This is a genomic window from Roseburia sp. AF15-21 (assembly GCF_003479505.1).
GTDB classification, from domain to species: domain Bacteria; phylum Bacillota; class Clostridia; order Lachnospirales; family Lachnospiraceae; genus Roseburia_C; species Roseburia_C amylophila.
The window spans coordinates 72,641-85,450 of the sequence record NZ_QUHG01000012.1 but is presented as its reverse complement, the minus strand read 5'-3'; the positions used below and the strand labels follow the sequence as shown (position 1 = coordinate 85,450).

The following is a 12,810-nucleotide window of genomic DNA, read 5'->3' as shown; positions in this document are numbered from 1 at the left end:
ATTACGTTTTTCTCAAAATCTTTCAAGGTTATTTCACTGTTCAGTTATCAAGGTTCTTTATTGTATCTCTCAGACACAACTCATTTAGTATAACATCTTATTTCTTATCTGTCAACAACTTTTTCCAAAAAAAATAAATTTCTTTATCTTTGGAAAAAGCGGAGAAAGAGGGATTTGAACCCTCGCGCCGGTTGCCCGACCTACACCCTTAGCAGGGGCGCCTCTTCAGCCTCTTGAGTATTTCTCCATATCTGAACTTTCCAAATAAATATGATGTTGTCTGCGTACATGACGCATAGATAATAATACTAAAACTATTTCACTTTGTCAATCACAAATTCAAATTATTTTTCACTTATTTTTTTAGAGCATTTTAAAGCTGGATTTTCTTATATTTTTCTATTGCTGTTTCATAGAGGTTGTTGCCATCTCTGTCTATCACAACTATTACCGGGAAGTCTTTTACTTCCAGCTTGCGGATGGCTTCCGCTCCCAAATCTTCATAACAGACAATTTCTGATTTGGTAATACATTTAGAAAGAAGTGCGCCTGCCCCGCCGATTGCTGCAAAGTATACTGCTTTATTACGGATGATGGCATCTATGACTTCTTTGGAACGTTTTCCTTTTCCAATCATTGCCTTTTCACCCAAATCCAATAGGGTTGGTGCATACTTATCCATACGGGTTGCAGTGGTCGGACCTGCGGAACCGATTGGTCTTCCCTCTCTTGCCGGTGATGGTCCCATATAATAGATTGTGGAATCTAAAATGTCTATCGGAAGTTCTTCTCCTCTTTCTAAGACTTCCATCATTCTCTTGTGAGCTGCATCTCTTGCCACATAAATCGTTCCTGTTATGTATACATAATCTCCTGCATGAAGCTCCGCTGTCTTTTCTTCTGTTATCGGTGTTGTAATATATTTATCCATTCTATCACCTGTTCTTTCTATAATAAATAATGATATTTACCAGCTTTTATAATAAATCTATTATAATGCCTTTTCGTAGCACCACCAGTCTTCTCCATAAAGATCCGATTCACCACATTTTGTAAAATTCAATTTCTGATAGGAACGCATTGCCCGTTCATTTGTCTTACTTACCAGAAAATGCACACCTTTCATGCCACTTTTTTTTAATTCTTCCATGGTCTTTTGAATCATAATGCGTGCCAGTCCATGATTCTGTTCTGTCTCTCTTATGACAAGACGAGCCAACTCAGCGGATGGCTCTAACTGCTTCGACCAGCAGGTTAATGCATTTACTTCCGTATCTTCATCAATTGAAATTGCTCCGGCTATTTTATGGGCATTATCTTCTATTATAAATAATGCCTGATTTGCAAAATCTTTTGCAATGGTCTCCCGGCTTGGATATGTTTCATCCCAGGTGCAGCCTTCTGTTCCCATGGCACTCTGATATAAAGACAGTATTTCTTCTGTATTTTCCGGATGTGCCATTTTAAAATGATATTCTTTTCCTTCTATTACAATTGCGTTCATTTTAAATCTCCCTTACCACATGTCTGTTTACATGACAGCAGATGTTCACTGCCACCGGAAGTCCTGCGATATGTGTCGGGTATGTATTGATGTTTACCTTTAAAGCTGTAGTTGTTCCGCCTAATCCGCCCGGTCCGATGCCTAACTTATTAATTTTATCTAACATTTCTATTTCCAGATTTTTTACATAAGGTATTTCAGAATAGGAATCTACGCTTCTGGTTAATGCTTTTTTTGCAAGAATCGCACATTTTTCAAAGGTGCCTCCGATTCCAACGCCTACTACCATTGGCGGGCAGGCATTTGGACCTGCATCAGCTACTGCAGTCATGATGGCATTTTTAATACCTTCGATTCCTTCTGCAGGCTTCAACATGAAGACGCGGCTCATATTTTCACTGCCGAATCCCTTTGGTGCAACAGTCATTTTCACTTTATCGCCTGGCACAATGGAATAATGTATAACTGCCGGAGTATTATCTTTGGTATTTTCACGAATCAGTGGGTCTTTTACGACGGATTTCCGAAGATATCCTTCCACATATCCCTGACGCACTCCTTCATTAATGGCATCTTCTATAGCATCACCTTCAAAATGAACATCCTGTCCAACTTCAATAAATACCACTGCCATTCCGGTATCCTGACAAATCGGAATCTGCTCTTTATCTGCAATTTCAAGATTATCCTGTAACTGATTTAATATTTTCTGTCCTAGTTCAGATTCTTCCATTGCAGCCGCATTTTTCATTGCTGCATCCATATCCCTGGATAAATAATAATTTGCTTCAATGCACATTTCTTTGATATTTTCTGTTATTTCACTTGTTTTTACTGTTCTTATCATTTCTGTCTCCTTTAATGCATCTGTACTTCCGGTAAAATCTCATCGATATCCATATAGTATTTTTTAAAATTATCCGGTCTTGTATAAATTTTTACCATATTATTTTTCATCATTCCCGCCGGATAAAAGAAAATGTTGCGGCTGTGAAATGTATGGATGCAGCCATTCATATCCTGATATCTGGCATATATCACATAAGGGCATCTGCCATTTACGTTTACATTATAATTCATATCTATATTTGAAATTTCTGCCATAATGTAATAGCCGTTATCTACAATTTTCTTTAAGCTGCTTTTATTATTGTAATGCAATATCAAAAAAATGACACCAATCAGGAAAAAGAATAGTCCGGTTCCGCCAAAGATGAGTCCTAACATTTTAAAGGCTTCCTCTTTACCGGACTGTGTCAGAAAAAGGATTCCCATTATTAAAAAGACAGAACCCAGCCCTGCAAATATCCATCCTATTATCATGATTGCGCTTATCCCTGTTTTTATTTTCGGTTTCATATTTTCCTACTTTCTTATATTGATTTTCTTTAATTTCTGCAAAATCTCGTTATGATGTTTTGATTTCATATCCGGGAATGCTTTCATCAGACGGCTGGATACTGCATTCTTTTTGGATAAAAGTTCATCATATTTATGACGCAGATTTTCGAGTTTTTCTATCTTTTCTGCATGCCCTTCTTTAAATTCTGCAGATTTTTCCAGTGCTTCTTCTACATTTTCATAAATATTTTCACCAATCTGGTTGGACAATACTTTAATTTTTGCTGCAATATCATCCATTACCTTTAACCTGCGGTTGAACTTCACAATAGTAGATACCGTTACTACTACGTCAATGGCAAATCCGGTCATTATAATTATAAGTAATACCACCCCCACAATATGCGGTATCAGATGAATGAATCCGTAAATAATCGGATGAATAATCAGCATAATAAAGGTACAAGCCAATCCCCAGAAAATTGAAAATTTCAGACATACATATCCCATTATATTAAAGGGTTTATCCGAGTAATCCCACCATTTATTATGAAATACTTTTTCCATTACGAATCCTGTTATAAATTCCAAAACTGATGTCAATAGGAAGGAACCTAAATATAATATCAGCAAATTTTTCTTTAATGGTGTCAGTAACACAACCACGATTAATACTCCACATCCGTAAATTGGACAGTACGGTCCGTTCAAAAATCCCCTGTTTACAAAGATTCCCCTATCCAATGCTGCATATGATACTTCGCTGCACCATCCAATAAATGCATAAATAATAAAAATCCATAGTACTTCATAAAATGTCTGTGGCATCTTTAATCCCCCATTATTTTTTGAAAGGGCGAAATCATGATACAGTGATTCCGCCCTCTTTTTTATAAAGTTTTTTATTCTTCTTCGCTATCCTGCTCTGCGCGGTTTATTAATTCACCAAGCTCCTTGGATATCAGCTCTTCCTCCGATGCTGATGCATCTTCATCTTCTTCTACAATAACACCTTCTGGCTGTTTCGGCTCCGGAATATCATTTTCCATAATGGATTTATCTTCTTTTACCTTAGCCATGCTGGCTACAGTTACTCCGTCATTTACATTAATCAGTTTTACTCCGGATGTTACTCTGCCCAAAAGTGCTGTTCCATTTACCGGAATCCGAATGATGATTCCTTCTGTGGTAATCAGCATTATTTCGTTATCCTGATTTACGGCTTTGACACCGATGATATTACCGGTCTTCTCGGTAATCTTGTAGCACTTCACGCCCTTACCGCCACGGTTTTGTGGTGAGAATTCAGACATCAGGGTGCATTTTCCAAGACCTTTTTCAGATACAATCATCAGTGCATCACCCTGGGTATTTAACTGCATTCCTACGACTTCATCGCTGTCTGCTAAATTCATACCGATAACACCCATGGATACACGACCGGTGCTTCTTACATCTGTTTCATGGAAACGGATACACTGGCCATATTTGGTTACTAAGATGATATCTTTATTGTTATCTGTCTTCTTTACTTCAATCAGTTCATCATCATCACGAAGGTTAATTGCTGCAAGGCCTGTCTTACGGACATTTGCATATTCGCAGATTGGTGTCTTCTTCACAATACCATTCTTGGTTGCCATAAAGAGATATTCACCTTCTTTGTATTCCTTAATCGGAATAACTGCGGTAATTTTCTCACCCGGCTGAAGCTGAAGCAGATTGATAATTGCGGTTCCTCTGGCTGTTCTTCCTGCCTCCGGAATTTCGTATGCTTTCATACGATATACTTTTCCGCTGTTGGTAAAGAACATCAGATAATGATGGGAAGTTGTCATGAGAAGTTCTTCGATATAATCGTTCTCAATGGTCTCCATTCCCTTAATTCCTTTACCACCACGATGCTGGCTGCGGAAATTATCTACGCTCATGCGCTTGATATATCCTAATTTTGTCATGGTGATTACCGTATTGGTTACCGGAATCAGATCTTCCATGGAAATGTCATATTCGTCAAATCCGATAGATGTTCTTCTTTCGTCTCCATACTTATCTGCAATCAGAAGAATTTCTTCTCTGATAACACCAAGAAGCTTCTTCTCATCTGCAAGGATTGCTTTTAATTCTGCGATTCTTGCTACTAATTCCTTATATTCATTTTCAATTTTCTCGCGTTCCAGACCTGTCAGTGCACGCAGACGCATATCTACAATAGCCTGTGCCTGTGCATCGCTGAGTCCGAAGCGGTTCATTAATTTTTCTTTTGCTTCCGGTGTTGTCTTACTTCCACGGATAATGGAAATTACTTCATCAATATGGTCTAAGGCAATCAGTAAACCCTCTAACAGATGAGCTCTTTCTTCTGCCTTGTTTAAATCATATTTCGTTCTTCTTGTTACAACTTCCTTCTGATGCATCAGATAGTAGTTTAACATATCAAGAAGATTTAAGACTTTCGGCTGATTATTTACAAGTGCCAGCATAATAACACCAAAGGTGTCCTGTAACTGGGTATGTTTATATAACAGATTTAATACTACGTTTGGATTTACATCACGACGCAGCTCAATACAGATTCTCATACCCTGACGGTCTGATTCATCACGTAAATCTGTGATTCCGTCAATTTTCTTATCTCTTACCAGCTCTGCAATCTTTTCGATGAGTCTGGCTTTATTTACCATATATGGAAGCTCCGTCACAATAATACGGTTCTTTCCATTGTTCATCGGCTCAATATTGGTAACTGCACGGACACGAATCTTTCCACGGCCGGTACGGTATGCTTCGTTGATTCCGGTTGTACCAAGAATCATTCCACCGGTTGGAAAATCAGGTCCTTTTACAATATCTAATAACTCTTCAATATCGGTTCCACGATCCTGCTCTACTTCATTATCAATGATTTTTACTACTGCATTGATAACTTCTCTTAAGTTATGTGGCGGAATATTGGTTGCCATACCTACCGCAATACCAGTTGTACCATTTACTAAAAGATTTGGAAATCTTGATGGCAGTACAACAGGCTCTTTCTCGGTCTCATCAAAGTTTGGCATGAAATCAACGGTATCTTTATTAATATCAGCAAGCATTTCCATGGAAATCTTAGAAAGTCTTGCTTCGGTATATCGCATTGCCGCAGCTCCATCACCGTCTACAGAACCGAAGTTACCATGACCATCTACCAATGGATATCTGGTAGACCAGTCCTGTGCCATATTTACCAATGCTCCATAGATTGAACTGTCTCCGTGTGGGTGATATTTACCCATGGTATCTCCGACGATACGGGCACATTTTCTATGTGGCTTATCCGGACCGTTATTCAACTCTATCATGGAAAACAGTACACGTCTCTGTACCGGTTTCAGACCATCCCTTACATCCGGCAAAGCCCGGGCTGCAATTACACTCATGGCATAGTCTATATAGGATGTTTCCATCGTTTTCTTTAAGTCTACGTCATGTATCTGGTCAAATATCTTGTCATCCATCTATTTTTCCTCCTAGATATCCAGGTTCTGGACATACTTCGCATTTGCTTCAATAAAATCACGTCTTGGTTCTACTTTATCACCCATTAAGGTGTTGAATGTTACATCAATTTCAGATGCTTCTTCTTCATCCATTACAACACGACGTAAGATTCTCTTCTCAGGATCCATGGTTGTCTCCCAAAGCTGCTCGGCATCCATTTCTCCTAATCCTTTGTATCGCTGAATCTTATTATTACCGTCTCGTCCAATCTCTTTTAAGATATTGTTGAGCTGTTCATCGCTGTAGGCATACCAGACATTTTTATTTTTCTCAATCTTATAAAGTGGCGGCTGTGCCAGATATACATAGCCCTGTTTGATTAATTCCGGCATGAAGCGATAAATAAAAGTAAGCATCAGGGTACTGATATGGGCACCATCCACATCGGCATCGGTCATAATAATAATCTTATGATATCTTAATTTACTGATATCAAAATCTTCATGAATACCGGTACCAAATGCTGTAATCATGGCTTTAATCTCAGCATTTCCGTAAATTTTATCAAGTCTTGCTTTCTCTACATTCAAAATCTTTCCACGAAGTGGAAGAATTGCCTGGGTTGCACGGCTTCTTGCAGTCTTTGCGGAACCGCCGGCGGAATCTCCCTCGACGATGAAAATTTCGCAGTTTTTCGGATCCTTATCAGAACAGTCTGCTAATTTTCCAGGAAGTGAGGTTCCTTCTAATGCAGTCTTTCTTCTGGTTAAATCTCTTGCCTTTCTCGCTGCCTCTCTTGCACGCTGTGCCAGAAGTGATTTTTCACAAATGGTCTTTGCAACCTGAGGATTCTGCTCTAAAAAGTATGTAAGCTGCTCACTTACTACGCTGTCTACGGCTCCTCTTGCTTCACTGTTACCAAGCTTCTGCTTGGTCTGTCCCTCAAACTGAGGCTCTTCAATCTTAATACTTACAATAGCAGTTAAACCTTCACGGATATCATCACCGGAAAGTGCCGTCTCAGAATCCTTTAAAATCTTATTCGCCCGCGCATATTCATTAAAAGTTTTGGTAAGCGCATTACGGAAACCTGCCAGATGTGTTCCACCCTCCGGCGTGATGATGTTATTGACAAAGCTGTACGTAGCTTCGTTATATGCATCGTTATGCTGCATAGCAACTTCAACAAGAACCCCGTTTTTTTCACCTTCACAATAAATAACCTCCGGATACAATGCTTCCTTGCTCTTATTTAAGTAAGTTACAAATTCCTTAATACCGCCTTCATAATGGAATACCCGTTCTTTTACAGGCTCTTCCCTGTCATCACGAAGTGTAATCCTAAGATTCTTTGTCAGAAATGCAGTCTCTCTTAAACGCTGCTTTAATGTATCAAAATCATATACGGTTTCTTCGAAAATGCTTCCGTCCGGAGAAAAGGTTACAGTAGTACCGGTTTTATTTATATCACATTTTCCGACTTCCTTCAGTGGATACATGGTATGTCCACGTTCATAACGTTGTTTATAAATCTTTCCATCGTGGAAAATCTGTACTTCCAGCCAGTTAGAAAGTGCATTTACAACGGATGCTCCTACACCATGTAATCCACCGGATACCTTATATCCTCCACCGCCGAATTTTCCGCCGGCATGCAATACAGTAAATACTACTTCTACCGCAGGAATACCTGCTTTGTGGTTAATTCCTACCGGAATTCCACGTCCATCATCTTCTACTGTAATGGAATTGTCTTTATTAATCGTAACGATAATATGGGTACAATAACCTGCCAGTGCTTCGTCGACAGAGTTATCCACAATTTCATATACCAGATGGTGAAGTCCTCTCACAGAGGTACTTCCAATATACATTCCAGGTCTCTTTCTTACTGCTTCCAAACCTTCCAAAATCTGAATTTGGTCTGCTCCGTATTCCGTACTCATCTGTATTCCTCCTATTCACGGATTATTTTACATTTCATTTTTTTCACTTACTGTTCCGCTTATGACTTCAAATATTTTATCAATCTGGAAGCGGTTTCTTACAAATTCATCCAGACCGGTACAGGTAATGACCGTCTGAATATCATGTATACTATTAAGCAGATAATTCTGCCTGTTACTGTCCAGTTCGGAAAGCACATCATCTAAAAGAAGTACCGGTGTATCATGGATACATCTTTTCACCAGCTCTATCTCTGATAATTTCAGTGATAAAGCAGAAGTTCTCTGCTGTCCCTGGGAACCGAATTTACGGATATCGATATCTCCGATAAAAAAGGAAATATCATCTCTGTGGGGTCCCACGGAGGTACTGCAGTATTTTCTGTCCTTTTCCTTTGCCCGGTTTAATTCATCTTCAAAAAAAGCTTCTTCGATATCCGGTTCATACGTCAGCGTCAGCTGCTCCCTGCCACCGGAAATGCTTTCATGGATGCCCCGGACAATTTCATTTAATTCTTCTACAAATCTCCGGCGCCGGCTGATAATCCGCCTGCCGTAAGAAATGAGCTGCATATCCCACACGGATAACGTATTTTCCAAATCCGGATGAAATACCATATCTTTTAACAGCTTATTGCGCTGATTTAAAACTTTATTATACTTGGTTAAATCAGAAAGATAAATTTTATCCAGCTGGCAGATTTCCGAATCTAAAAATCTTCTGCGCTCGGAAGGACCATTTTTGATAATATTTAAATCCTCCGGTGAGAAAAATACCATATTCAGCACACCGAAAAGCTCACTTGCCTTGCGGATTGGCACACCATTAATGGCAATTCCCTTGGAACGGTTCTTCTTCAGATGCATATCAATCTGATAACTCATCTGATTTTTTTCTACCATAGTACGGATATGTGCCTCATTTTCACCAAAACGAATCATTTCTTTGTCGCGGCTTCCCTTATGGGATTTCGTTGTTCCGCTGACATAAATGGATTCTAATATATTGGTCTTTCCCTGGGCATTGTCCCCATATAAAATATTGGTTCCACCGTCAAGATTCAGATTTAACTCTTCATAATTACGGAAATTCTTAAGTTCAATGGACTTTATTATCATTTTACAATCTTTATGGTTTCGCCCAAAGCTTCCACTACATCTCCATCATATAATTTCTTGCCACGCTGTACTTCAACTTCGCCATTTACCTTAACTTTTTCATCTAATATTACGAGCTTGGCAGTGACTCCGGAGTCTACGACTCCGGCAGCTTTTAACGCCTGTCCCAGCTTAATATATTCATCCCGCAGCTTAATTTCCTGCATGATTGCCTCTCTTCCTGCCTCTGCAAATCCTAGTTTGCAGCTGCATTAAAGTTTACCGGAAGAATCAGATAGATAAAGGTCTCATTTTCATCCCGGATAAAACATGGTGCCTTTGGATTTACCATATAAAGGGTTACTTCTTCTTCATCAATGACACGAAGGGCATCGATAAAGAATTTCGGATTGAATCCAATTAAAATATCTTTTCCATCTTTGGTAATATCAATTTCTTCATTCATGGAACCAATGAAAGAATTGATTTTTAATTCCATCTTATCATCTGTTATATTCATGATAATCGGCTTCTTATCTCCCTCTTTTACTAAAAGGGTAGCACGGTCGATACAGTCTAATAATTCACGTTTGTTAATCTTAACCTTTGTCTCATAATCAGAAGAAAGCATCTGTTCAATCTTAAAATACTCGCCTTCAATCAGACGGGAAACAACGGTGGTATTGCCAAATTCAAATACAATATGGTTGTCTGATAAATACATGCTGACATCTTCGTCAGCATTTCCCGGGAGAATCTTGCTGATTTCCTGTAAAGTCTTTCCAGGAACAACCACTTTCTTATGCTCATAATTATTTTTCAGTTCTATATTACGGATTGAAATACGGTGGCCATCCAGTGATACAACCTTTAAGCTGTTCTCATTGATTTCAAATAATTCTCCTGTCATCAGCTTATTATTATCATTATCTGCAATAGAAAAGATTGTCTGGCGGATTACTTCTTTTAAAGTAAACTGTGAAATGCTGATTTCTTCATTTCTTTCAATATATGGAATATAAGAAAAATCTTCACCGGATTTTCCAATGATATTGAATTTTGCTTTTTCACAGGTAATGGTTGTCTTAAAGGAAGAGTCTGTTTCGATTACAACTTCATTGTCAGGAAGCTTTCTTACGATATCAGAAAAAACTTTTGCATCTAATGCGATAATTCCTCTTTCTTCAATCTCTCCTTCTATTTTTGTTTCGATTCCAAGTTCCATATCATTGGCAGTTAATTTAATCTCACCGGCAGAAGCATCTATTAAGATACATTCTAAGATAGCCATGGTCGTTCTGGTTGGTACGGCTTTGGAAACAATGTTTACACCATAAAGTAAATTTGATTTTGAACAGATGATTTTCATGTTGTTCATAACTCCTTTCGACATATATAAATATAATATTTAAAAAGAAATTAAACGTCTTATTCTTAGGGGATGTTAATAAGTGAATAACCTCTGCAACCCTTAATTCATAAGCATTTAAAAGAATTTTGTTACTGTATAACCTGTTTAAATGACTGCGGATTGTGTCTTAATAAAAAGTGAATAAATTTTTATGTAAAGTTAACATAATTAGTTATCCAAAGCCATTCCACAGCTAGTTCACAAATTATAAACAGAACCCTGTGCATAAATTAATTTGGGTTAATTTTTTTCTTAATGGTATTTAAGAGATTTACGGTTGCTTCATTAGTCTGTAATTCAGCTTCTACCTTATTAATACCATGAATTACGGTAGAATGATCTCTTCCTCCTAAGAGTTCTCCAATATTTTCTAAGGAAACCCCAGTCATATTTTTGCAAAGATACATGGCAATCTGTCTCGGCTTTGCAATATCGTTGCTGCGGCTTTTAGAAATCATCTGCTCTTTTGTAATATGGAAATGTTCGCATACCACATCAATAATAAGCTGTGGAGTAATCTCCCTCGGCTTGTCCGGAGAAATAATATTCTGAAGCTCTTTCATGGCTACTTCCATGGTAATCTCAGTCTGTTCGAGATTGGAGTAGGCAAGCAGTTTATTTAAAGCACCTTCCAGTTCCCTGATATTAGACTTAATATTAGTAGCAATGTATTTTAAAATTTCATCATCTAAATGGAAATTATCCATTTCTTCTTTTCTTCGCAGAATTGCCATTCTGGTTTCATAATCCGGAGAACCGATGTCAGCAGTCAGACCGCATTCAAAACGGGAGCGGATACGTTCTTCTAATGTTTCCATATCCTTTGGCGGCTTATCAGAAGAAATAACAATCTGTTTCTTAGCAAGATAAAGCTCATTAAAGGTATGGAAAAATTCTTCCTGTGTACTTTCTTTTCCTATAATAAACTGGATATCGTCGATTAAAAGTACATCGATATTACGATATTTCTCACGGAATTTTGTCATAGCTGTATTATTGCCATTTCGGATGGCTTCAATCAGTTCATTGGTAAAAGTTTCCGAAGAAACGTATAAAATCTTCACATCTGGGTTATTGGACTGGATAAAATGTGCGATGGAATGCATCAAATGTGTTTTACCAAGTCCTACGCCTCCATATAAAAAGAGTGGGTTATAGACTTCTCCCGGAGATTCTGCAACAGCCAGTGAAGCTGCATGAGCCAGTTTGTTATTATTTCCAACAACAAAAGTATCGAAGGTATAGTTTGGATTCAAACTGGATTTGTCAATACTCTCTGCATTTACGAAAGCCATCGGTTTCGGTGTACGCATGGATTTTGCCTGCTCCGGCAGTACAAATTCGATTTCGTAATCCTTTCCAATAATTTCAGCGACTGCTACTTTAATAGGAAGTGTATATTTCTTGGTAATGTAGTTAAGCCCCATCTGTTCATCCGGTACCAGTATGTATAAAGTATTGTCTTTGACATCAAATACCTTCAGTGGTTCTAACCAGGTTTTAAAAGAAATGTCAGTAAGTTCATGCTCTTCCTTGACAGTTCTTAAAATTTCTTCCCATTTTTCAATGATCTGTTCCATAAAAATCTCCATGTTTCTATTATTTAAGCTTTTTAAAGCTTCTCATATTTATAGCATTATATAGAATCCTACTCTTTTAATAATAAACTAAATGGGGCAAATTATCAATGAGAACTTTTAAAGGTATAGGTGATAAGCCTAATGTGAATAAAGTGGATAAAAAAGCCTTTATTTTAGCGGAAAAAGCTATTCAAAATTAAGGCAGGGTCATTTTAACAACAAGTTATCCTTAAATTATCTACAGGTTATGAACAGGTTATGAACAATTGTGGATAACCTGTTCATAAAATTTTGATATATAAATTTTATGGTATGGAAGGAAGAAAATGGATACTAGATATAGATTAAAAATAGTTTCTTCCTTATATATATAGTAGTATAAAAATTAATTACCGAAAAATGCAGGTTTTACTTGACTTGACAGGTTTTTTTGTTATAATTGTACTGATG

At 37.8% G+C, this 12,810-nt stretch carries 11 protein-coding genes and 1 tRNA gene; all 12 read right to left on the bottom strand.

The window, feature by feature from the left end:
• Positions 1–159: 159 nt before the first annotated feature.
• Positions 160–247 (bottom strand) — tRNA-Ser (locus DWW33_RS14045).
• 126 nt (positions 248–373) lie between these two features.
• Entirely contained in the window at positions 374–931 is a 558-nt protein-coding gene (locus DWW33_RS14040) for a Fe-S-containing hydro-lyase (protein ID WP_117842284.1), read from the bottom strand.
• Positions 932–991: 60 nt separating this feature from the next.
• Positions 992–1,504, bottom strand: coding sequence for a GNAT family N-acetyltransferase (locus DWW33_RS14035; protein ID WP_118088421.1), 513 nt, complete (start codon positions 1,502–1,504; stop codon positions 992–994).
• Position 1,505: 1 nt separating this feature from the next.
• Positions 1,506–2,351, bottom strand: a complete 846-nt coding sequence (locus DWW33_RS14030) for a fumarate hydratase (RefSeq protein ID WP_118639718.1) — start codon at positions 2,349–2,351, stop codon at positions 1,506–1,508.
• Positions 2,352–2,362: 11 nt separating this feature from the next.
• Entirely contained in the window at positions 2,363–2,827 is a 465-nt protein-coding gene (locus DWW33_RS14025) for a hypothetical protein (RefSeq protein WP_147404729.1), read from the bottom strand.
• A 42-nt stretch (positions 2,828–2,869) separates the two neighbouring features.
• Positions 2,870–3,673, bottom strand: coding sequence for a putative ABC transporter permease (locus DWW33_RS14020; protein ID WP_118057781.1), 804 nt, complete (start codon positions 3,671–3,673; stop codon positions 2,870–2,872).
• Between the two features lie 74 nt (positions 3,674–3,747).
• The gene (gyrA, locus tag DWW33_RS14015; protein WP_117947859.1) at positions 3,748–6,342 is read right to left on the bottom strand and encodes a DNA gyrase subunit A; all 2,595 of its coding nucleotides are present in this window, start codon (positions 6,340–6,342) and stop codon (positions 3,748–3,750) included.
• A 12-nt stretch (positions 6,343–6,354) separates the two neighbouring features.
• On the bottom strand, positions 6,355–8,271 hold the full coding sequence (gene gyrB / locus DWW33_RS14010; RefSeq protein WP_118639717.1) for a DNA topoisomerase (ATP-hydrolyzing) subunit B: 1,917 nt from the start codon (positions 8,269–8,271) through the stop codon (positions 6,355–6,357).
• Between the two features lie 27 nt (positions 8,272–8,298).
• Positions 8,299–9,390: a DNA replication/repair protein RecF gene (gene recF / locus DWW33_RS14005; RefSeq protein WP_022242291.1), complete on the bottom strand. Its 1,092-nt coding sequence runs from the start codon at positions 9,388–9,390 to the stop codon at positions 8,299–8,301.
• Complete coding sequence (locus DWW33_RS14000; RefSeq protein ID WP_022242292.1) at positions 9,387–9,596, bottom strand: RNA-binding S4 domain-containing protein; 210 nt, start codon at positions 9,594–9,596, stop codon at positions 9,387–9,389. Before DWW33_RS14000 ends, recF begins: the two co-directional genes overlap by 4 nt.
• Positions 9,597–9,625: 29 nt before the next feature.
• Positions 9,626–10,738: a DNA polymerase III subunit beta gene (gene dnaN, locus DWW33_RS13995; protein WP_117699187.1), complete on the bottom strand. Its 1,113-nt coding sequence runs from the start codon at positions 10,736–10,738 to the stop codon at positions 9,626–9,628.
• 272 nt (positions 10,739–11,010) lie between these two features.
• Positions 11,011–12,360, bottom strand: coding sequence for a chromosomal replication initiator protein DnaA (gene dnaA, locus DWW33_RS13990; protein WP_118173660.1), 1,350 nt, complete (start codon positions 12,358–12,360; stop codon positions 11,011–11,013).
• Positions 12,361–12,810 lie beyond the last annotated feature (450 nt).